This is a genomic window from Paraburkholderia sp. 2C (assembly GCF_054589215.1).
Genome location: NZ_BAAILL010000036.1, coordinates 258,472 through 280,968 on the forward strand (window position 1 = coordinate 258,472; position 22,497 = coordinate 280,968).

Sequence of the window (22,497 nt, forward strand, 5' to 3'; positions counted from 1 at the left end):
GCGCGAGTTATCGTGGCTTGCCCCGGCTTGCCCTGGCTTGTCCTGCTTGCTCCGGCTTTGGGCGCGGCGTCTCAGTCGCGCCTACCCCAGCGCATGCTCGACGATCAGCTGCACGCGCGACACGCCGTTCCACGTATCGCGCGTGAGCCGGTACGCGACGGTCGCGCGCGCCGGCAGCGTGTCGGTATGGTTGAACCAGATCGCGTTGAAGCGCTGGCGGCCGCGCATGAGCTGCAGCTTCAGGTGCTTGTCCTTCACGAGCGCCTGCGACATCACATTGAATTCGCCGGAAAAAAGCGGTGCCGGAAAGCCTTGCCCCCACACAGCCGCCTCGAGCATCTCGACGAATTGCGGCGTGAAGTAGGCATCTTCGAGATCGCCGTCGGTTTCGACGGTGCGCGCGAGTGTGTCGTCGGACAGCCACTCGCGGCCGACCGCTTCGAACGCTGCCGCGAAGCGCGGCAGATCGGCGGCGGCAAGCGTCATGCCGGCCGCCATCGCGTGACCGCCGAAGCGCACGATCAGGTTCGGCTCGCGTTTCGAGATCAGATCGAGCGCATCGCGCAGATGAAAGCCCGCGATCGAACGGCCCGAGCCTTTGATCATCGTGCCGCTGTCGTCGGCGAGCGCGAACGTGAAAGACGGCCGGTTGAATTTCTCCTTGAGCCGCCCGGCGACGATGCCGATCACGCCCTGGTGCCAGGTGGCGTTGAACAGCGTGATGGTCGTGGCGCCGGCCGGGTCGATCGCGGCGAGGTCGTCGAGCGCCTGCTGCTGCATGCCCGCTTCGATTTCGCGGCGCTCGCGGTTCATCGTGTCGAGTTCCTGCGCGAGTTGCCACGCGCGGCCGATGTCGTCGGTCGTCAGGCACTCGATGCCGAGCGACATGTCGGCGAGGCGTCCCGCCGCATTGAGCCGTGGGCCGAGCGCGAAGCCGAGATCGAAGCCCGACGCGCTGCGCGCTTCGCGGCCGGCCGCGCGAAACAGCGCGGCGATGCCCGGCTGCATGCGGCCGTTGCGGATGCGCTGCAGGCCTTGCGCGACGAGCACGCGATTGTTGCCGTCGAGTTTCACGACATCGGCGACCGTGCCGAGCGCGACGAGATCGAGCAGCCCGTCGAGACGCGGCTCGGGGCGCGCGTCGCTGAACGCGCCGCGCTTGCGCAGTTCGGCACGCAGCGCGAGCAGCACGTAGAACATCACGCCGACGCCGGCGATGCATTTGCTCGGGAACGTGCAGCCCGGCTGGTTCGGATTGACGATCGCGCGCGCGGCGGGCAGGTCGTCGCCGGGCAGGTGGTGGTCGGTGACGAGCACGTCGATGCCGAGCGCGTTCGCCGCGGCGACGCCGTCGACGCTCGCAATGCCGTTGTCGACGGTGATCAGCAGATCGGGCTTGCCGCCCGGCCGCGCGGCCGCGAGCGCGACGATTTCGGGCGTGAGGCCGTAGCCGTATTCGAAGCGGTTCGGCACGAGGTAGTCGATCTGCGCGCCGAACATGCGCAGCCCGCGCACGGCGACGGCGCATGCGGTCGCGCCATCGCAGTCGTAATCGGCGACGACGAGCATGCGGCGGCCCGTTTCGAGCGCGTCGGCGAGCAGCGCGGCGGCCGTATCGCAGCCGTGCAAGGCGGCGGGCGGCACGAGGCGCGCGAGGCCCGTTTCGATTTCATCGGGCAGGCACACGCCGCGGGCGGCGTACAGACGCGCGAGCACCGGGTGCAGACCGTGACGGGTGAGGGCTTCGGCGTCGGCGGGCGGACACGCGCGGGTAACGATGCGGATCATGCGGCGACGGGGCGGCCGGCGTGGCCTGCGGAGAAATGGGTGGTCATTCGATGAACAGGGAAGCGAAGAGGCGCCGCCGCCAGAACTTGCGCAGATCGCCGCGCGTGACGGACAGCGTGACGGAGCCCGTATCGCCGCATAGCGTGAGGCCGAGTTCGGCCAGCTCGCCCGCTTGCAGCGCGGCGAGCGCGGGCGCGAGCCAGTCGCGCTCGAGCGCGGCGAAGGCGGTATTCCAGTTGGCCCAGTCCTGCGAGATGTAGGGCGTCGAGAACGGATCGAGTTCGATGAGCGTGGATGTTGCGTCGGCCGCTTGGGCGGCATGTGACGCTTGGGCTTGCGATTTCAGTTGCGCGAACGAATCCGGCGGTTCGGCCGTGGCCGCGTGCGCGGCGAGCGCGAGCCCGCGTGTCGCCGCGGCATCGGACAGGACATGCGTGAACGGAGTCGTCACCGGGCGCGCGACGCCTTGCGCGTGAAACCAGATCGAGTTGACTGCGGGCAGTCCGCGCGCTTCGCGTGCTTCGTTGACCGGGTGCTCGAACCAGGCCATCTGCACTTCGTTCTGCAATTTCATCCACGCGCGCGAGCGTTCGCCGCTGTGCGCTTCGTGCGGCAGCCAGATTTCGATGTTGCGGCCGCTCGCGCGCAGCGGCGACGCGCCGGCGAGCGTGCTGAATTCGTCGCTCGACAGATACCAGCGCGACGGCTGCGGCGCTTCGATGCGCACGCCGAGCTCTTCGATCAGCGGACGCGCGAGCGCGAGCAGCGTCGCGGCATCGTCATCGGACAGGTCGAGCGACGCGGGGTCGATCAGCACCAGGTGATCGTGCGCGATGCGCACATGGACCGGCTGCACGCAGGCCCAGCTCGCCGTTCCCGGGTTGCCGCCGTCGGCGAGCAGCATGTACGGGGCGAGGGGGGCTTCGTCGTCGGCCGAACGGGCGGTGGCGTTTCGTGGTGCCGCCGCGCTCGAACCCGGTAATGCGCCGAACTGGCGCGCGACCCATCGCTCATGCGGCAACGTACGCTGGAAGTCTTCGCCGATCACGCGCTCGACCAGCGTCGCGCGTGCGACGAGCCTGTCGAAGGCGGGGGTCTGGAGATCATGCAGGGCGGTGGAGGCATCGGCTGCGGACGGCAGCGCGAAAGGGATGAGCAGGTGAAGACGACGGGTGGCGGGCATGATGGTGCGCATTGTAGGGCAATCTGCGGCGCCGATCGATACGGGTTCTCGCTCGCCCTTTGCGTTTGGTGTGTCAAGACCTTCCTGTGGGCTTCGGCCCCGGCGTAACGCGCATGTATTGCCGGATATCAGGTTGCCCGAGCGCGATGAGATTGAGCATGGCGACCCCGAGTCGTCGGGCGAATTCGTCGTCAAGCGTGAAACCGAACTCGTCGAGCAGAATCGGTATCTCGAGCCTGCTCGACGTTGGGGCCGACGGACGCGATTAATCTTGTCGTCGAACACGAGCCTGAGTTCGACAAGCTGCTTCTCCATGTCCGCGGCGAACGCCGAGCAAGGTACCAGTTGTGGAACGAGTCGAACGGTGTGCAATCCCGTGTAATCGGCCTGGATAGGGTCATGTTTATGGGGGGTGGGCTACTGGCGACCCGTTCATGGGCGCGGCGGTACCACGCATCCGCTTTCAGTTCCGTTTCCAGCTGCGCTCCGCGATCGATGTCATGTGACCCCGATCGCGGATACTACCGGCCACACCATCTCAAAATAGCCCGCAAGTGGCCCGTAAAGCGTCCCTTCGGCCGATTCGGCGACAATGTATGGCAAACTTCGCCGTCGCTTTGCCGTCGATTCTGGGGCGCAAGACTGAAGATTCATCGACGCGGCGTGCTCGATCCGCCGCAGTGCTGAACCATCCGTCATAATTCGCGCCAAACCAGTACGCAGTAGGGCGCGGCCTGCATGCCGTAAGGAACCATCGGTATCTCGCTGAGCGATGGTTCCACGCTCGACGCACGCCGCGCAGCAGAACGCCGCAGTTGCATAACCCGCAGACAAGGACTCGCTTGAAACTTCCGTACGAATGGCAAATCGGCTGGCGCTACACCCGCGCCGGCAAGCGCACGACCGGCAACGGCTTTATTTCGTTCATCGCGCTCGTGTCGATGTCGGGCATCGCGCTCGGCGTCGCGGCGTTGATCGTCGTGCTGTCCGTGATGAACGGTTTTCAGAAAGAGGTGCGCGACCGGATGCTGTCCGTGCTCGCCCACGTCGAAATCTTCTCCCCGACCGGCTCGATGCCCGACTGGCAGCTGACCGCCAAGGAAGCGCGCCAGAACAAGGAAGTGATCGGCGCGGCGCCATACGTCGAAGCGCAGGCGCTGCTCACGCGGCAGGACGCGGTCAGCGGCGTCGCGTTGCGCGGCGTCGACCCGTCGCTCGAACCCGAGGTGTCCGACATCGGCAAGGAAATGCGCGCCGGCCGCCTGACGGATCTGATCCCGGGCGACTTCGGCATCGTGCTCGGCGCGGATCTTGCCGCGAGCCTCGGCGTGACGGCCGGCGACAAGATCACGCTGGTCGCGCCCGAGGGCACCATCACCCCGGCCGGCATGCTGCCGCGCCTCAAGCAGTTTACGGTGGTCGGCGTATTCGAGTCCGGCCACTACGAATTCGACAGCACGCTTGCGCTGATCAACATTCGCGATGCCGAGGCGCTGTTCCGGCTGCCCGCGCCGACCGGCGTGCGCTTGAGGCTCAAGGACATGCAGCGCGCGCCGCAGGTCGCGCACGAACTCGCGCGCACGCTATCGGGCGACCTGTACATTCGCGACTGGACGCAGCAGAACAAGACCTGGTTCTCCGCCGTGCAGATCGAAAAACGCATGATGTTCATCATCCTCACCTTGATAATCGCGGTCGCGGCATTCAATCTCGTGTCGTCGCTGGTGATGACGGTGACCAACAAGCAGGCCGACATCGCGATCCTTCGCACGCTCGGCGCACAGCCGGGCTCGATCATGAAGATCTTCGTCGTGCAGGGCGTGACGATCGGCTTCGTCGGCACGGCGCTCGGCGTCGCGTTCGGCTGCCTGATCGCGTGGAGCATTCCGTGGCTCGTGCCGATGATCGAGCATCTGTTCGGTGTCCAGTTTCTGCCGCCGTCGGTGTACTTCATCAGCGAGCTGCCGTCCGAGCTCGTGGCCGGCGATGTGATCAAGATCGGCGTGATCGCTTTCGTGCTGTCGTCGCTCGCAACGCTCTATCCGAGCTGGCGCGGTGCGAAGGTGCGTCCGGCGGAGGCGCTGCGCTATGAATGACCGTCCGAATCCGCAAGCCATGCTCAACTCCGGCAACACCACCGATCGTCATCCGTACGTACTCGAAGCGACCAGCATCTCGAAGGCGTTCGTGCAGGGCGGCCTCAATGTGTCCGTGCTCAACCACACGCAGCTGTCGGTGCGGCGCGGCGAGAAGCTCGCGATCGTCGGCGCGTCCGGCTCCGGCAAGAGCACGCTGCTGCATGTGCTGGGCGGTCTCGACGATCCGAGCGCCGGCGAAGTATCGCTGCTCGGCAAGCCGTTCACGAAGCTCTCGGAGCGCGAGCGCAACGATCTGCGCAATCGCGCGCTCGGCTTCGTCTATCAGTTCCATCATCTGCTGCCGGAATTCAGCGCGCTCGACAATGTCGCGATGCCGTTGCGCATCCGCCGTATGACCACCGAAGATGCGCGCCGCGACGCACACGCGATGCTCGAGCGCGTCGGCCTCGCGCATCGCGCGAAGCATCGGCCGGGCGAACTGTCGGGCGGCGAGCGGCAACGTGTCGCGATTGCGCGTGCGCTCGTCACGAATCCCGCGTGCGTGCTCGCCGACGAGCCGACCGGCAATCTCGACGGCGGCACGGCCGACACGGTGTTCAACCTGATGCTCGAACTGTCCGGCACCCTCGAGACGAGCTTCGTGATCGTGACGCACGACCAGGATCTGGCCGCGCGCTGCGACCGGGTATTGCGTTTGCGTGAGGGCGTGCTGTACGAGGAGCCGCCGGTTCCGGTCTGACCTACGCTCGCGAGGCTTTTCGCATGTGGATCGACACGCATTGCCATCTCGACGCTGCCGAGTTCGACGCGGACCGCGATGCGGTCGCGTCCGCGGCGCGCGACGCGGGTGTCGCGCGCATCGTGATTCCCGGTGTCGCGCGCGCCGCCTTCGCAGGCGTGCGCGAGCTCGCGCATCGCGTCGCTGGCGGAGCGTACGCGCTCGGCATTCATCCGCTGTTCACGCCGCAGGCGCAGGACGCCGATCTCGATGCATTGCGGATGGAGATCGAAGCGAGCCTCGACGATCCGCGCTTGATCGGCATCGGTGAAATCGGCCTCGACTATTTCGTGCCCGGCCTCGACGATGCGCGTCAGCAATTCTTCTATCACGAGCAACTGAAGCTCGCGCACGAGTTCGACTTGCCCGTCATTTGCCATGTGCGCAAGTCGCAGGACCAGGTGTTGAAGGGATTGCGCCGGCAGCAGGTGCATCGCGGCATCGCGCATGCGTTCAACGGCAGCTTCCAGCAGGCGCAAGCCTTTATCGATCAGGGCATGCATCTTGGCTTCGGCGGCAATCTGACGTTCGAGCGGGCGCTGCAGATCCGGCGTCTGGCGGCGCAATTACCGCTCGATGCGATCGTCGTCGAAACCGACGCGCCCGATATTCCGCCCGCATGGCTCTATCGGCAGCGCAATACGCCGGACCAGATTCCGGCGATCGGCGCGAGCCTCGCGCAACAGCGCAACATCGACAAACACGAGCTTGCACTATGCACAACGGCCAACGCGCACGCCGCGTTGCCGCGGCTCGCCCTTTCCTCTGCATAATCGCCGGCGGTGATGCGCGGCGGGCGCTGAGTGCCGGCGGCCGCGTGTGCTGATCCGCTGCTCTCGCTTGCCCCGCGCGCCATTCGATGGCGGTGGAGGGGGCATGCGGGCGGTATGGTGCGGATTTGCGTTGGGTGTCGTGGGGTTGCAGCAGCAGGCGGCGTTGCCGGGCGGGTTCGGCGCCGCGGGTCTGACCGCTGCGGCATGCGCCGCGATCGGTGTCGCGATCTGGGGCTTGCGTGACGCCAGTGGACGAGGCGCCGTGCGGCGTGCCGGCTGGTGCGCGGTGTGGCTTGCGGCGTTTTGCCTCGGCTTCGGCTATGCGGCGTGGCGCGCGCATGCGCGGCTTGCGTATGCATTGCCCGTCGAATGGGAAGGGCGCGATATCGAAGTGCGCGGGCACATCGAAGGGCTGCCGGTTTCGATGACCGGCAGCGTGAGCAAGCGCGCGAGCGACGTCGCTGGTAAGAGCCAAAGCGCGCGGAACGGCAACGACAAAGACAAAGACGAGGACAAAGACAAGGACAAAGACAAGGGCGACGAGGCCGGTATCAGCGCGGGCAACAGCGACGGCGCAGGCTTGCGCTTTCTCTTCGAGGTCGACTCGACCGACGCGCCTGTCGCGCACTTCCCGCGCAAGCTGCAGCTGTCGTGGATCGCTCGGGATGCGCCGCTGCCGCCAGGCTTGACGCCCGGTGCGCGCTGGCATCTGGTTGTGCGCCTCAAGCGCGCGCATGGCAATGCGAACTTTGGCGTGCGCGACGCGGAGGCGGCACTCTTCGCACGCAACCTCCGCGCAACCGGCTACGTGACGCGTCCTCATGCCGCGGCGCGCTTGCCCGGCGATGCGCGCGGCATCGGCGTGACCGTGGACCGCTGGCGTGCCGCACTGCGTGCGCGCATCGATGAGGTGCTCGCGGACACGCCGCATCGGGGCATTGTCGTCGCGCTCGCGATCGGCGCGCAGGATGCCGTCAGCGCCGCGGACTGGCAACTGATGCGTGCGACCGGCACGAGCCACCTCGTCGCGATCTCGGGACTGCACATCGGCTTCGTCGCGGGGCTGGCGGCGTGGCTCGCCGGTGCGATCTGGCGGCGCTCGGGCTTGGTCGGCGCGCGGTTCGGCATCGCGTGGCCGCTCGTGTTGCCGGCGCAGAAGGTGGCCACTCCGTGCGGTGCGCTGTTCGCCGCGTTTCACGCGGCGCTTGCCGGGTTCAATGTGCCGGCCCAGCGCGCGCTCTGGATGCTCGCCGTGGTCGCGCTTGCCTTCGTCAGCGGCCGCACGGTCGCGCCGTCGGTCGTGCTGGCGTGGGCGCTCGGACTCGTGCTGCTGATCGACCCGTGGGCCGTGCTCGCGGCCGGGTTCTGGCTGTCGTTCTGCGCGGTGGCGGCGATCCTGTTCGCGATGTCGAGCCACGCAGCGGTGCGTGCGGATAACGATAGAAGGCACGTGCATGGGCGGTCTCGATGATGAAGACGTGATCAACGCGGATCCAGCGCGCGAAGGCCTCGCGGCAGGCGATCCCGAAGAACTTGCCGCTCGGCCGGCGCGCCGCCCGATCAGCGCGGATGCGCCGGACGACGAGCGAAGCCCGGGCGATAGGCATGAACGTGTCGCTCGCGGCGTGCTCAAGGTGCGCCCGATCAGCATCGCCAGCGCATTGCGTCCACGGGCCCGCACGTTAATCCGCACCTTGGTCCGCACGCTCGCCGCACGCGCGCGAAGCGGCGCGCGCGTGCAGTTCGCGGTGACGGTCGCGCTCGCTCCACTCACGGCGTACTGGTTCGCGCAGATCCCGTTGATCGGCCCGCTTGCGAATGCGTTTGCGATTCCATGGGTCAGCATGCTGGTCACGCCGCTCGTGCTCGCGGGTGTCGCCTTGCCGGCTCCGCTCGACGCGGTCGCGTTCCATGGCGCGCACCGGCTGCTCGATGGGCTGGCCGCGGGTTTGCATCTCGTATCGGGGCCCGCATGGGCGCTCTGGCGGCTGCCGCAACCGGATGCATGGGCGCTTGCCGCGGCGGCGGCCGGTGTCGCGTGGTGTCTCGCGCCGCGCGGCTGGCCGATGCGCTGGGCCGCGCCGATCGCCTGGCTGCCGCTGCTCGTGGCGCCGCCGGTGGGGCCGCCGCACGGCACGTTCCGGCTGACCGCACTCGATATCGGCCAGGGCTCGGCGATCGTCGTCGAGACCGCGCATCACGCATTGCTGTTCGATGCCGGGCCCGGCCCCGAGTCGACGCATGCGGGCGAACGCGTGGTCGTGCCGTATCTGCAGGCAGCGGGCGTTGCGTCGCTCGATACACTCGTGATCAGCCACGCCGACTCCGATCATGCGGGCGGCGCGGCGGCCGTGCTCGAGGGTGTCGAGGTGCGTCAGTTGCTGGCCGCGCTGCCGCCCGATCACGCCCTTTGGCAAGGCGCTCGTGCCGCGGGCGCGGAGACGGTGCCGTGCGCGGCAGGGCAGCATTGGCAATGGGACGGCGTGGACTTCACGATGCTGTGGCCCGACGCGGGGCCGTTGCGCGGCAAGCCCAATGCGCATGGTTGCGTGTTGCGCGTGAGTGCGAGCCGCCATGCGGCGGGGCACGCCAGCGACGCTGCGGCGCAGGCCGACGCCGACCTCAGCGCCAACGTCGGCACCGAGGCCCGCGCGGACGCGAGGCCGCGCGTCGCCGCGTTGCTCGCCGCGGACATCGAAGCGCCTGTCGAACGCACGCTGCTTGCGCGCGATCGCGATGCGCTGCGTGCGCAGGTTCTGCTGGTGCCTCATCACGGCAGCAAGACCTCGTCGACCGAGCCTTTCCTCGACTCTATCGAGCCGCTCATCGCGATATTTCAGGTAGGCTATAAAAATCGCTTTCATCACCCGTATCCGGGTGTCTTTGCACGGTATGCGGCGCGGCATATCGAGTTGCCGCGCAGCGACGAAGATGGGGCCGTGCGTGTCGAAGCGAGCGCCGACGCGCTCGGCGCAGGGCAAGCCGTACTGACGCTCGAACGGTATCGACAGACGCGTCACCGATACTGGATGGATTGAAGCGAAGGGCGAAACGACGGGCGAAACGAAGGGCGAAACGACGGGCTAAACGACCTGGCGCGACCAGCGCGAGCCTGCGCATCAAATGGGCTCGCCAGCACCTCATTCGCACACAAGCGAAGCAGACCTCACCACAAAAAAACGGAGACATCCGCGCTTGAAACAGGTCATCCATTTTTCGCATGCGAACGGTTTTCCCGCATCGATTTACCGCACGCTCTTCGCCGAACTCGGCGACGCATATGAGCTGCGCTGCATCGAACGCATCGGCCACGACCCGCGCTATCCGGTCACGCGCGACTGGCCGCATCTCGTCGAACAACTGCTCGATGACGTCGAGCGCGCGTACGAGCAGCCGGTCTGGCTCGTCGGGCATTCGCTGGGCGGTTATCTGTCGCTGATGGCCGCGCTGAGAAAGCCGCAGTGGGTGCGCGGCGTCGTGATGCTCGATTCGCCGGTGATCGCCGGGTGGCGCAGCAACGTGCTGCGCGTCTCTCAGTGGACCGGACTCGACGAGCGTCTGTCGCCCGCCGCCGCGACGCGTACGCGCCGCACGCGCTGGGCGAGCCGCGACGACGCATGGCGGCACTTCCATGCGAAGGCCGCGTTCGCGCGTTGGGACGAGCGCGTGCTGTCGGACTACGTCGACTTCGGCACGCCGCAGTCGGCGGCCGACGGCGCGCGCACGCTTGCGTTCGATCGCCGCATCGAATACCTCATTTATCGGACGCTCCCGCATACGCTCGGCGCGCGCCTCGCACACGGCGTGCCGGTGCCGGTCGGGTTGATCGCCGGCACGCATTCGAAGGAGATTCGTCAGGTCGGGCTCGCGGCGACACGGCGTGCGACGGGCGGTCGTGTCGAATGGATCGAGGGCAGTCATCTGTTTCCGATGGAGAAGCCGATCGAAACGGCGCGCGCGGTGGAGCGGATGTTGCGTGAACTGGAGGCGGGTGGGCGGAAAGGGAACGCGTGATCCGGCAATGAAAGAAGTGCTGCTGCGATTGTGTTTGCATGGGACTGAAGTGGGCGCTCATGCGCTAACTCCCACCGACTCGCCGCACAACTCCAGGTAAGCGCTGAAGCGCCAACCCGGAGTAACGCGGCATGGGCCGAAGTAGGCGCTGAAGCGCTAACTTCCATCGACTCGCCGCGCAACTCCAGGTAAGCGCTGAAGCGCCAACCTGGAGTAACGCGGCATGGGGTGGGAGTAAGCGCTAAAGCGCTAACTCCCACCGACAAATTCAATAAAAATCGGACTCGGATCGAGCGTTTATTGCTGGGTCGGGACCCTGCTTTCAGGTATAATCCGTTTTTCCCGCGAGCATTCAGCGATGACCAAATATGTTTTCGTCACCGGCGGCGTAGTGTCTTCCCTAGGCAAGGGTATTGCCGCCGCCTCCCTCGCCGCGATCCTCGAATCGCGCGGCCTCAAAGTCACCCTCCTCAAACTCGATCCCTACATCAACGTCGACCCAGGCACGATGAGCCCGTTTCAGCACGGCGAAGTGTTCGTGACTGAGGACGGTGCGGAGACGGATCTCGATCTCGGCCACTACGAGCGCTTCATCAGCACGAAGATGCGCAAGGCCAATAACTTCACCACCGGCCAGATTTACGAATCGGTGATCCGCAAGGAACGCCGCGGCGATTATCTCGGCAAGACCGTGCAGGTCATTCCGCACATCACGAACGAGATCCAGGCGTTTATCGAACGCGGCGCCGCATCGGCGACGTGCGGTGAACCCGATGTCGCGATCGTCGAAATCGGCGGTACGGTCGGTGACATCGAATCGCTGCCGTTCCTCGAGGCCGCGCGTCAAATGAGCCTGCGCCTCGGCCGCAATAGCGCGTGCTTTGTGCACCTCACGCTCGTGCCGTTCATCGCCACCGCGGGCGAACTGAAAACCAAACCCACGCAGCACAGCGTGCAGAAGCTGCGCGAAATCGGTATCTATCCGAACGTGCTGCTGTGCCGCGCCGATCGCCGCATTCCCGACGACGAGCGCGCGAAGATTTCGATGTTCTCGAACGTGCCCGAAGACGCCGTGATCTCGGTGTGGGACGTCGACAGCATCTACAAGATTCCGCAGATGCTGAACGACCAGGGGCTCGACGGCATCATCTGCGAAGAACTGAAGCTCGCGCCGCAACCGGCCGACCTGTCGATGTGGGCGCAGCTCGTCGACAAGCTCGAACACCCGAAGCACGAAGTGACGGTCGGCATGGTCGGCAAGTACGTCGAGCTGACCGAGTCGTACAAGTCGCTGATCGAAGCGCTGCGCCATGCATCGATTCATACGTCGGCGAAAGTCAATATCGAATATATCGATTCCGAAGAGATCGAAGCGAACGGCGTCGACAGCCTCAAGCATCTGGACGCCGTGCTCGTGCCGGGCGGCTTCGGCCGGCGTGGCACCGAGGGCAAGATCGCCGCGATCCGCTATGCGCGCGAAGCGAAAGTGCCGTATCTCGGCATCTGCCTCGGCATGCAACTGGCCGTGATCGAATTCGCGCGCGACGTCGTCGGTCTCAAGGACGCGAACAGCACCGAGTTCGATGCATCGACGCCGAACCGCGTCGTCGCGCTGATCACCGAGTGGTACGACCGCGAAGGCAAGGTCGAGAAGCGCAACGAGGAATCGGATCTCGGCGGCACGATGCGCCTTGGTTCGCAGCGCTGCCCGATCAAGCCGGGCACGATGGCCGCCGAGATTTACGGCAAGGACGTGAACGAGCGGCACCGTCACCGTTACGAAGTCAACAACCGCTTCGTGCCGCAACTCGAAGCGGGCGGCCTCATTATCAGCGCGCGGACGCCGAGCGAAGATCTGCCGGAAATGATGGAGCTGCCGCGCGATATGCATCCGTGGTTCGTCGGCGTGCAGTTCCACCCGGAGTTCACCTCCACGCCGCGCGACGGGCATCCGCTCTTCAAGTCCTTCGTCGAAGCCGCGCAGCGGCACAATGCGGCGCATCAGCTGCAGGCCGGCGCGGAAGAGAAGAAAGAGGAAAAAGTATGAAACTCGCCGATTTCGAGATCGGGCTCGACAAGCCGTTCTTCCTGATCGCCGGCACCTGCGTTGTCGAATCGGAACAGATGACGATCGACACGGCGGGCAAGCTCAAGGAAATCTGCGCGAAGCTCGAGGTTCCGTTCATCTACAAGTCTTCGTACGACAAGGCGAATCGCAGCAGCGGCAAGTCGTTTCGCGGCCTCGGCATGGACGAAGGCCTGCGGATTCTTGCCGAAGTGAGGCGCCAGCTCGGCGTGCCCGTGCTGACCGATGTGCACAGCATCGAGGAAATCGAGCAGGTCGCGGCGGCGGTCGACGTGCTGCAAACGCCGGCGTTCCTGTGCCGGCAAACCGATTTCATCCACGCATGCGCGCGTTCGGGTAAGCCCGTCAATATCAAGAAAGGGCAGTTCCTCGCGCCGCACGACATGAAGAATGTGATCGACAAGGCGCGCGACGCGGCTCGCGAAGCGGGGCTGTCGGAAGACCGCTTCATGGCCTGCGAACGCGGCGTGTCGTTCGGCTATAACAATCTCGTGTCCGATATGCGCTCGCTCGCGATCATGCGCGAAACGGGCGCGCCGGTCGTGTTCGACGCGACGCATTCGGTGCAATTGCCGGGCGGTCAGGGCACGAGTTCGGGCGGCCAGCGCGAATTCGTCCCGGTGCTCGCGCGTGCGGCGGTCGCAACGGGTGTCGCGGGGCTTTTCATGGAAACGCATCCGAACCCCGCGCAAGCAAAGTCCGATGGACCGAACGCTGTGCCGCTGCACCGCATGGCCGATCTGCTCGAGACGTTGATCACACTCGATCAGGCTGTGAAGCGCACGCCGTTCCTCGAGCACGATTTCAACTGATGTCGCGCGCCGTGCGTCCCGTGTCCGGTCCGTCCCGATGCGGTGCATGCCTGTCGCGCACCAACCGATGCCCGTCGAAACGGTCGGCGCGAAGCAGCCCGAATCCGGCCTATCAGGCTCTGTTCGCGCCGCCCGGTTCACCGTAACGAATCCACCGTAACTTCTTGAGGAAACCATGAGTGCTATCGTAGATATCATCGGCCGCGAGATTCTCGATTCGCGAGGCAACCCCACCGTCGAGTGCGACGTGCTGCTCGAATCGGGCACGATGGGCCGTGCGGCGGTGCCGTCGGGCGCATCGACGGGCTCGCGCGAAGCGATCGAACTGCGTGACGGCGAAACGGGCCGTTACAGCGGCAAGGGCGTGCTGAAGGCGGTCGAGCACATCAACACCGAAATCTCCGAGGCGATCATGGGCCTCGACGCATCGGAGCAGGCTTTCCTCGATAAAACGCTGCTCGAGCTCGACGGCACCGACAACAAGTCGCGTCTCGGCGCCAACGCGCTGCTCGCGGTTTCGATGGCGGTCGCGAAGGCCGCTGCGGAAGAAGCCGGCCTGCCGCTGTACCGCTACTTCGGCGGCTCGGGCGCGATGCAACTGCCGGTGCCGATGATGAACATCGTCAACGGCGGCGCACACGCAAACAACAGCCTCGATATCCAGGAATTCATGATCGTGCCGGTCAGCCAGCCGACCTTTCGCGAAGCGCTGCGCTGCGGCGCCGAGGTGTTCCATGCGCTGAAGAAAATCCTCTCGGACCGCGGCATGAGCACGGCGGTCGGCGACGAGGGCGGTTTCGCGCCGAACTTCGGCAGCAACGACGAGTGCCTGTCCACCATCCTGCAGGCCATCGAAAAGGCCGGCTACCGCGCCGGCGAAGACGTGCTGCTCGCGCTCGACTGCGCGGCAAGCGAGTTCTACCACGACGGCAAGTACCAGCTGGCGGGCGAGGGTCTGCAACTGTCGTCGGCGGAATTCACCGACTATCTCGCGACGCTCGCCGACAAATTCCCGATCGTGTCGATCGAGGACGGCATGCACGAAAGCGACTGGGAAGGCTGGAAGCTCCTGACCGACAAGCTCGGCAAGAAGATCCAGCTGGTCGGCGACGACCTGTTCGTGACGAACACGCGCATCCTGAAGGAAGGCATCGAGAAGGGCATTGCGAACTCGATCCTGATCAAGATCAACCAGATCGGCACGCTGACCGAAACTTTCGCGGCGATCGAGATGGCCAAGCGCGCCGGCTACACGGCCGTGATCTCGCACCGTTCGGGCGAAACCGAAGATTCGACGATCGCCGATATCGCGGTCGGCCTGAACGCCGGGCAGATCAAGACCGGCTCGCTGTCGCGCAGCGACCGCATCTCGAAGTACAACCAGCTGTTGCGTATCGAGGAAGATCTCGGCGATATCGCGAGCTACCCGGGCAAGTCCGCGTTTTACAACCTGCGTTGATTCGCGTATTGCGCTTGGCGCTGATTCGATGTTAACTCGCAGTTGAGTGATTGACCCCGCCGCCCTGCGTTTAGCGCAGGGCGGCGCGTATTCACAGATCAAACCTTCATGCGCCTTGTCACTGTCGCTCTGGTCGTCCTGCTGGTGCTGATCCAGTTTCCGCTTTGGTGGGGGCACGGAGGCTGGCTTCGTGTTCACGAGTTGCGCGAAGAGCTGGACCAGCAGCTAAAGAAAAACGCGGACGAAAAGGTTCGCAACGAGCGTATCGAAGGCGAAGTTCAGGACTTGCAGAACGGCACCGCCGCGGTGGAGGAACGCGCCCGCTACGAAATGGGCATGGTCAAGGACAGCGAGGTGTTTGTGCAATTCGTGTCGCCGAACGCGCCGCTGCCAGCGTCGAATTCGCCGGCGGCAACGACATCGACGCGCGGACAGATGTCGGCGGCGCCGTTGCGCGTCGTGCCGAACCCGGAATCGCGGGCCAAGCCTGAAAAGAAACACGGCGCGAAGAAGAGCGCCAACGAAGACGCGAAGAAGAAGGGCGCGGGCTAGTTGCCGGCTATTCGTCGGATTGTGCCCTGCTATTCGTCCGCTTCCTGCCCCGTATTCCCGCCCCGTATTCCCGCTACTCGTCGGCTTTTGCTCCTCTGCTCCGCTATCACCAGCCCCATCCCCAGCCCGGATAGCCGTAGCCAATTCCGCCGCCCCAGCCGCTCCCCCAACCGCCGCTGGAGTAGCTGCCGAAGACGGTGACCGGCGGCGCGTAATACCTCGACCACGCCTGCGCCGCGGCTTCGGCCGCCATCGCCTGATCCTGTTCCGCCAGCACCTGCTTGTCGATCGCGTCATAGCGCGCCCGTTCTTCGGGCGTGAGCGGATGGGCGGCGGCAGTCGCTTCGAGCTGATCGGCCGGCAGGCGGCTGTAGATCGGTGACGGACCGGGCGGGTCCATCATGCATCCGGCAAGCGTCAGCGCACCGCCGGCGACGAGCAGCGCCGCGGTGCTTCGCGTCCGCGCGCCTGGTATCCGCGCGCTTGTCATCCGGGTGCTTGTCATCCGGGTGCTTTTCATCCGCGCGCTTTTCATCCGCCCGCTTCTCATCCGAACAGCCAGTGACGAAAGCATCTTCATGTCGGCCTCCATCAGTCTCAGTCGGATACCTAAGTAAAAGCGCGCGAACGCCTGTCTGTCAATGCCGCTGATCAGCCGCCGGCGCGACGCCCTCGGACAGGCCGCTCGCGACGAACAATTGCGCGACATCGACCGGATCGAACTCGTAGCGCTGGTTGCAGAACTCGCAGTGAATCTCGACGTGACCGCGCTCCTCGATCACGCTGTCGACTTCCTCGCGGCCGAGCATCTTCAGCATGCCGCCGACCTTTTCGCGCGAACACGTACATTCGAAGCGCGTATTGGCCGGCTCGAAATGGTGCACGTTCTCCTGCCAGAAGAGGCGCCGGAACAGCGTCGCCGGCTCTTCGCTGAGCAGTTCGTCATGCTTGAGCGTGCCGCCGAGCGTGCAGACGCGCTCCCACGTATCGGCGTCGAGCTCGCCCGGATGCGGGACGATGCCGCCGTCGCCGGGCAGCTTCTGCAGCAGCATGCCGACCGCACGGTCGTTATTCGCGGCGAGCCACAGTCGCGTATCGAGCTGCTCCGAATGATGCATGTAGTGCTCGAGCACCTGCGCGATCGTCTCGAACGGGCCGTCATCGCCCGACAGCGGCACGATGCCCTGATACGGCTGCTGGCCCGGCTGCTTGTTGTGTGGGTCGAGCGTGATCACGCAGCGGCCGTGGCCGCTTGCGTTGATCAGCTCGGGCAGCGTCGCGTCGTTGCTGATGTGCCGTGCCGCGTCGCCCGAAAACTGCGCAGAGAACTTTGCCGTGGCGCGCAACGACAGATTCGAATTGCACTGCACGACGAGCATCTTCACCGGACCGTCGCCGTAGATCTGCATGATCAGCGTGCCGTCGAACTTCAGATTGGCGGACAGCAGCGCGCACGCGGCCATCATCTCGCCGAGTATCGTGCGCACGGGCGCCGGATAGTCCCGGCGCGTCAGCACCTCCTGCCATGTGTTGCGCAGCGAGACGATCTCACCGCGAACCGGTGCCGTGCTGAACATGAATTTTTGCAACTGGTCACTCACAACTTTCCCTCGATGATGTCGTGCGGCGGACGGCCGGTCTGTATGCCGGCGAACTCACCCGATCCGCACGAGCTGCTCCTTGTAGAATTCGCGGCGCGAGATATAGCTTTCCGCGGCGCGCCGCAGATTGGCGATGTCGGCTTCGGTCAGTTCCCGCACGACTTTTGCCGGCGCGCCGAGAATCAGCGAATTGTCCGGAAACTGCTTACCCTCGGTCACGACCGCGCCCGCGCCGACCAGACAGTTGCGGCCGATTACCGCTCCATTCAAGACGATGGCCTGGATGCCGATCAACGCGCCTTCGCGGATCGTGCAGCCGTGCAGCATCGCCTGATGGCCGACCGTTACGTTTGCTTCGATCGTGAGCGGGTAGCCGGGGTCCGTATGCAGTACCGCGTTCTCCTGAACGTTGCTGCCGGCGCCGATGACGATCGGCTCGTTGTCCGCGCGCAGCGACGCGCCGAACCAGATGCTCGCGTTCTCTTCCACGGTGACTTTGCCGATCAGCGTCGCGGTGTCCGCGACGAACACGCTTTCATGAACGGTGGGGGCTGCATCGCCAAGCTTGTAGATTGCCACTGGGTCTCCCGGGTGATCTGGGTAGGCATCGGCCGCTGCCGGCAAGGCCGCGTGTCGTGCGACAGCGGCGGCATCATGCCAGAGGGTTGAAGCGCGTATTGTAAACGTTTGTGCACATTATCCGCGTGATGCTCGGCTGGCGGCTTCGGGTACCATCGGACGCTTTTCCGGTTTGAGCCGTTGGTCCATACCGGTCCATACCGGTCCACTGACCGTCTGGCTGAGCCGTGTGTGCCTGGCCCTGAGCGTGATCCGCGCGTTCGCTCCATTCCATCGCAATGCAACCTGCCGTCCCCGTTTCCGCCGATCCGCCGACCCGCTTCCGCTGCGCACGTGCCGAGGCGCTCGACATCCTCCGTGAAGCCGATCCGCCCACGAAGGCACAGGCCGTGCGTGCGCTGCATGCACATGTGGCCGACGGCACCGCGCAATGGGACCCGTCGCGCCGGTTCGACGAGCCGCCGGGCTTGCCCGGGCGTCCGGCGCGCCCGGAACTGGTCGAGCCGCGCAAGCTCGGGCGGCGCAGCATGCAGTCGGAAGCGGGTCGCGCGGTGCTGCTGCACGCGCTCGCGCACATCGAATTCAACGCGATCAATCTCGCGCTCGACGCAGTCTGGCGTTTCGCCGGCATGCCGGCCGCGTTCTACGCGGACTGGCTGCGGGTTGCGTCCGAGGAAGCGCATCACTTTTCGCTGTTGAACGCACGCCTCAGGGAATTCGGCCACGCGTACGGCGACTTTTCCGCGCACGACGGTTTGTGGGAGATGTGCGACCGCACGCGCGGCGACGTGCTCGCGCGCATGGCGCTCGTGCCGCGCACGCTCGAGGCGCGCGGCCTCGATGCATCGCCGCCGATTCGCGCGCGGCTGCAGCAGGCAGGCGATCGCGCGTCGGCGGCGATTCTCGATGTGATCCTGCGCGACGAGATCGGCCATGTGCTGATCGGCAACCGCTGGTTCCGCCATTTGTGCGAACGCGCGCAGCTCGACCCGCACCAGACGTATCTGCGGCTTGCCGACGAATATCGCGCGCCAAAGCTGCGTGGACCGTTCAATTTCGACGCGCGCCGTGCCGCCGGATTCGACGAGGCCGAGCTGGCCGCGCTGGCGGGTCTCGATGGCCCGCCGGCGGCGGAATCGGATGAATCGGAAAAGCCGAAGCAATCGGCCGGAGACAATTGAATCGTCCCTCGATCGGGATCAGCAGACGCGCGCCACCTATCTCAATATAATCGAACGATCATTCTTTTTCTGTCAGGGCCGTCGATGACCGAATCCCGTTCAGAATTCGTTTCCGTCCGCGGCGTGCGTTTGCACGTACGCCGCTGGGGCCGCCCCGACGCACCGATGCTCTTCATGCTTCACGGCTGGATGGACGTCGCCGCGTCGTTCCAGTTCGTCGTCGATGCGCTTTGCAACAGCGTGGGCGGCAAATGGCAGGTCATCGCGCCCGATGCGCGCGGGTTCGGTCAGTCCGATTGGCCCGTCGCGGCGAACGGCGGCGGCCATTACTGGTTTCACGAATACCTCGCGGACCTCGACGCCTTGCTCGACCACTACGCACCGTCCGGTGCGGTGAACCTCGTCGGCCACAGCATGGGTGCGAACGTGGTCTGTCTGTATGCGGGCGTGCGGCCGGAGCGCGTACGGCGCGTGGTCGACCTCGAAGGCTTCGGTCTTGCGCCCGCCCGTGCCACGCAGGCGCCGCGGCGTCTGCGTGGCTGGCTCGACGAATTGCGCGACCCGCCGCGGCTGCGCCGCTACGCATCGCTCGACGACGTCGCGGCGCGCCTCGTCGCGAACAACCCGCGTCTCAAAGCCGACCGTGCGCGCTTTCTCGCGCAGCATTGGTCGAGGCCGGACGGCGAGGGCGGTTACACGCTGCTTGCCGACCCCGCGCATAAGATCCGCAATCCGCAGCTTTATCGCATCGACGAGGTGATGGCCGTGTGGGCGCAGGTCAGCGCGAAAGTGCTGCATGTCGAAGCGGCCGCGTCGCCGACGCTCGCGAGCATCGCCGGCGATATTCCGCTCGACGAATTCAAAGCCCGTTTCCGCGTCTTTCCCGACTGGCGCGAAGCGACAATCGACGCCGCCGGCCATATGGTCCATCACGACCAGCCCGAGCGCATCGCGGCGCTGATCGATGCGTTCTGTGCATGACTTTCTGCACATGACTTTTTGCGCATAAAAATTGCTGACTGACAAACACGCAGACACGCAAACACGCAAACACGCGCGGCGGGCTTCAACTTCCACGAAACACGCGTTGCGACTTCCGCTCAACGCGCGTTCAGCGCCGGCTCCGACGCGGCTCGAAGCAGCGCGAAGCGAGGTTCACAAATCCTCTGCGTGTGCTTAGTGCATTGCAGTAAAATGGTCGGACAATCTTTTTAAGATAGTGATGAGCGCCGTTTTGAACGCCGATCTGCATTGCCATTCCACCGTCTCCGACGGCGCATTCGCGCCTGCCGACGTGGCGCGCCGCGCGCATGAGCACGGCGTGACGCTCTGGGCGCTGACCGACCACGACGAGGTCGGCGGGCAGGCCGAAGCGCGCGAGACGGCGCAGGCGCTCGGCATGGGCTATCTGTGCGGCGTCGAGATTTCGGTGACGTGGGCGTCGCGCACCGTGCATATCGTCGGCCTCCACATCGATCCGGCGTGCCAGGCGCTGGTGGAAGGCCTTGAGCGCACGCGCAACGGCCGTCAGGCGCGCGCCGAGGCGATGAGCGAGCAACTGGACGCGCTCGGCATTCCGGACACGTACGAAGCCGCACTGAAGCTCGCGTCGAATGCGGACATGATTTCGCGTACGCACTTCGCGCGCTGTCTCGTCGAAAACGGGCATTGCAAGTCGACCCAGGACGCGTTCGATCGCTATCTCGCGGACGGCAAACCCGGTTATGTCGCGCACCGCTGGTCGAAGCTCGCGGACGCGGTGAAGTGGATCCAGCTTGCCGGCGGCGAGGCGATCATTGCGCATCCGGGGCGCTACGACTACACGCCGCTCGAATTCGATGCGCTATTCGGCGAATTCATCGATCTCGGCGGCAAGGCGATCGAAGTGGTCACGGGCAGCCATACGCCGGACCAGTATCGCGAATACGCGGACGTCGCGCGCCGCTTCGGTTTCGAGGCATCGCGCGGCTCGGACTTCCACGCAGCGGGCGAAGGCCGCGTAGAAATCGGCAGCCTGCCGCCGCTGCCGTCCGACCTGAAGCCGGTCTGGGAACGCTGGTTGTGACGCCCGCGCCGTATGGGCACGCACCGTGCGTGACTCATCGGCACTCCCGTTCACCGAACCGTCCGTCATCATGTCCCAATACTTCCGGCTCCATCCCGACAATCCGCAGCCGCGTCTCATCAAACAGGCCGCGCAGATTGTCTGCGGCGGCGGAGTGGTCGCGCTGCCGACCGATTCGAGCTATGCGCTCGGCTGCCGGCTCGACGACAAGCAGGCGGCGGAGCGTCTGCGGCGCATCCGGGGCCTCGACGACAAGGCGCTGCTCGCGCTGCTCGTGCGCGACCTGTCGGAGCTCGCGAGCTTTGCGATGGTCGACAACCGCCAGTACCGCCTTATCAAGTCGGTGACGCCGGGTCCGTATGTGTTCGTGCTCGAAGCGACCAAAGAAGTGCCGCGGCGTCTGTCGCATCCGTCGCGCAAGACGATCGGCCTGCGGGTGCCCGATCACGCGATTACGCTTGCGCTGCTCGAAGCGCTCGGCCAGCCGCTGCTCGGCACGACCTTGATCATGCCGGGCGAGACGCGGCCGCTCAACGATCCGGAAGAGATCCGCGAGCGCCTCGAGAAGCAGGTCGATCTGGTGATCGACGGCGGCGCGTGCGCCTGCGAACCGTCAACGGTGATCGACCTGACGGGCGAAGAGCCGGTGCTCGTGCGGGCGGGGCGCGGCAGTCTCGCGCCGTTCGGCCTCGAACAGCCGGCCTAGCGAACGGTCGACCTCACTGTGACGACGACAGCGGCGACGGCCACACCGGCGGCGACATCGCCGAGCACACGGGCCACCACAGCGGCGATAATTCGAACGTGATCACGCAAACCGGACAGACGCGGCAAGCCGCGTTGCTACAATAGCCGCGCTATGGAATCTTCCCTGATACAAACAATCGTCGTCTATGCGCTGCCGGTCGTTTTCGCGATCACGCTGCACGAGGCTGCTCACGGTTACGTCGCCCGCATGCTCGGCGACAACACCGCATACGTGCTTGGCCGCGTTTCGTTTAATCCGATGCGTCATATCGATCCGCTCGGCACGATCGCGATCCCGCTGCTGCTGTACTTCGCCACGAGCGGCGCGTTCATGTTCGGCTATGCGAAGCCGGTGCCGGTCGCCTTCGGCAATCTGCGCAATCCGCGCTGGGGGTCGCTCTGGGTCGCATTGGCCGGCCCGCTGTGCAATTTCATCCAGGCGCTCGTGTGGGGCGTATTCGGCGTGGCGCTGGCCGCGATGAATATCGAAGAACCGTTTTTTACACGCATGGCGTCGGCCGGCGTCGGCATCAATCTCGTGCTCGGCGTGTTAAACCTGTTTCCGTTGCCGCCTCTCGACGGCGGCCGCGTGGTGGCGGCGCTGCTGCCGCCGCGGCCGTCGATTGCGCTGTCGCGCCTCGAGCCTTACGGCTTTTTCATCGTGATGGCGCTCGTGCTGACCGGCACGCTGACGAAATTCTGGCTGCGGCCGCTCGTCAGTCTCGGCTACGATGCCGTGACCGCAATCCTGACCCCTCTCGTCTCGCTATTCTGATCAAA

At 65.5% G+C, this 22,497-nt stretch carries 18 protein-coding genes and 1 pseudogene; 14 read left to right on the forward strand and 5 right to left on the reverse strand.

Translation table 11 applies throughout. The features are described from left to right. Positions 1-81: 81 nt before the first annotated feature. Together recJ and ACYPXD_RS13795 are read right to left on the reverse strand one after the other, a co-directional pair. Positions 82-1,788 (reverse strand): single-stranded-DNA-specific exonuclease RecJ, encoded by a 1,707-nt coding sequence (recJ, locus tag ACYPXD_RS13790; protein ID WP_459712047.1) that lies wholly within the window; start codon positions 1,786-1,788, stop codon positions 82-84. A 43-nt stretch (positions 1,789-1,831) separates the two neighbouring features. Beyond that, complete coding sequence (locus tag ACYPXD_RS13795) at positions 1,832-2,983, reverse strand: regulator (protein WP_459712049.1); 1,152 nt, start codon at positions 2,981-2,983, stop codon at positions 1,832-1,834. An 830-nt stretch (positions 2,984-3,813) separates the two neighbouring features. Between ACYPXD_RS13795 and ACYPXD_RS13800 the strand changes: the two genes are divergently transcribed. From ACYPXD_RS13800 to ftsB, 9 genes and pseudogenes are all read left to right on the forward strand, one after another. Continuing rightward, complete coding sequence (locus tag ACYPXD_RS13800) at positions 3,814-5,067, forward strand: lipoprotein-releasing ABC transporter permease subunit (RefSeq protein ID WP_459712051.1); 1,254 nt, start codon at positions 3,814-3,816, stop codon at positions 5,065-5,067. Beyond that, positions 5,060-5,809 (forward strand): lipoprotein-releasing ABC transporter ATP-binding protein LolD, encoded by a 750-nt coding sequence (gene lolD, locus ACYPXD_RS13805; protein WP_459712054.1) that lies wholly within the window; start codon positions 5,060-5,062, stop codon positions 5,807-5,809. Before ACYPXD_RS13800 ends, lolD begins: the two co-directional genes overlap by 8 nt. A gap of 23 nt (positions 5,810-5,832) precedes the next feature. Then, a complete protein-coding gene (locus ACYPXD_RS13810; protein WP_459712057.1) occupies positions 5,833-6,621 on the forward strand; it encodes a TatD family hydrolase in 789 nt (262 codons plus the stop codon). 103 nt (positions 6,622-6,724) lie between these two features. Further along, positions 6,725-9,659: pseudogene (locus ACYPXD_RS13815) on the forward strand (ComEC/Rec2 family competence protein). A gap of 157 nt (positions 9,660-9,816) precedes the next feature. Next, positions 9,817-10,635 carry an alpha/beta fold hydrolase gene (locus ACYPXD_RS13820; protein WP_459712059.1) on the forward strand — a complete coding sequence of 273 codons (819 nt, stop codon included), beginning with the start codon at positions 9,817-9,819 and terminating at the stop codon, positions 10,633-10,635. A gap of 358 nt (positions 10,636-10,993) precedes the next feature. Next, the gene (locus ACYPXD_RS13825) at positions 10,994-12,682 is read left to right on the forward strand and encodes a CTP synthase (RefSeq protein WP_459712062.1); all 1,689 of its coding nucleotides are present in this window, start codon (positions 10,994-10,996) and stop codon (positions 12,680-12,682) included. Beyond that, a complete protein-coding gene (gene kdsA / locus ACYPXD_RS13830) occupies positions 12,679-13,533 on the forward strand; it encodes a 3-deoxy-8-phosphooctulonate synthase (protein ID WP_459712065.1) in 855 nt (284 codons plus the stop codon). The genes ACYPXD_RS13825 and kdsA overlap by 4 nt, the downstream gene beginning before the upstream one ends. Before the next feature lie 175 nt (positions 13,534-13,708). Next, the gene (gene eno / locus ACYPXD_RS13835; RefSeq protein WP_075156776.1) at positions 13,709-14,992 is read left to right on the forward strand and encodes a phosphopyruvate hydratase; all 1,284 of its coding nucleotides are present in this window, start codon (positions 13,709-13,711) and stop codon (positions 14,990-14,992) included. A 108-nt stretch (positions 14,993-15,100) separates the two neighbouring features. After that, on the forward strand, positions 15,101-15,544 hold the full coding sequence (ftsB, locus tag ACYPXD_RS13840) for a cell division protein FtsB (RefSeq protein ID WP_459712068.1): 444 nt from the start codon (positions 15,101-15,103) through the stop codon (positions 15,542-15,544). A gap of 106 nt (positions 15,545-15,650) precedes the next feature. Here the strand turns inward: ftsB and ACYPXD_RS13845 are convergent, their stop codons facing one another. From ACYPXD_RS13845 to ACYPXD_RS13855, 3 genes are all read right to left on the reverse strand, one after another. Further along, positions 15,651-16,049 (reverse strand): hypothetical protein, encoded by a 399-nt coding sequence (locus ACYPXD_RS13845; protein WP_459712071.1) that lies wholly within the window; start codon positions 16,047-16,049, stop codon positions 15,651-15,653. A gap of 133 nt (positions 16,050-16,182) precedes the next feature. After that, positions 16,183-17,145 (reverse strand): Hsp33 family molecular chaperone HslO, encoded by a 963-nt coding sequence (hslO, locus tag ACYPXD_RS13850; RefSeq protein ID WP_459712074.1) that lies wholly within the window; start codon positions 17,143-17,145, stop codon positions 16,183-16,185. Positions 17,146-17,199: 54 nt separating this feature from the next. Next, a complete protein-coding gene (locus ACYPXD_RS13855) occupies positions 17,200-17,724 on the reverse strand; it encodes a gamma carbonic anhydrase family protein (protein WP_459712077.1) in 525 nt (174 codons plus the stop codon). Positions 17,725-18,002: 278 nt separating this feature from the next. On the opposite strand from ACYPXD_RS13855, the gene ACYPXD_RS13860 reads away from it, so the two are divergent. The 5 genes from ACYPXD_RS13860 (at position 18,003) to ACYPXD_RS13880 (ending at position 22,492) form a co-directional block, all read left to right on the forward strand. Then, complete coding sequence (locus tag ACYPXD_RS13860) at positions 18,003-18,905, forward strand: ferritin-like domain-containing protein (protein WP_459712079.1); 903 nt, start codon at positions 18,003-18,005, stop codon at positions 18,903-18,905. Positions 18,906-18,989: 84 nt separating this feature from the next. Continuing rightward, positions 18,990-19,886 carry an alpha/beta fold hydrolase gene (locus ACYPXD_RS13865; protein WP_459712081.1) on the forward strand — a complete coding sequence of 299 codons (897 nt, stop codon included), beginning with the start codon at positions 18,990-18,992 and terminating at the stop codon, positions 19,884-19,886. Positions 19,887-20,139: 253 nt separating this feature from the next. Beyond that, positions 20,140-20,970 carry a 3',5'-nucleoside bisphosphate phosphatase gene (locus tag ACYPXD_RS13870; RefSeq protein WP_459713297.1) on the forward strand — a complete coding sequence of 277 codons (831 nt, stop codon included), beginning with the start codon at positions 20,140-20,142 and terminating at the stop codon, positions 20,968-20,970. A gap of 70 nt (positions 20,971-21,040) precedes the next feature. Next, entirely contained in the window at positions 21,041-21,676 is a 636-nt protein-coding gene (locus tag ACYPXD_RS13875) for an L-threonylcarbamoyladenylate synthase (protein WP_459712083.1), read from the forward strand. Between the two features lie 153 nt (positions 21,677-21,829). Next, positions 21,830-22,492, forward strand: a complete 663-nt coding sequence (locus ACYPXD_RS13880) for a site-2 protease family protein (RefSeq protein WP_459712086.1) — start codon at positions 21,830-21,832, stop codon at positions 22,490-22,492. Positions 22,493-22,497: the final 5 nt, after the last annotated feature.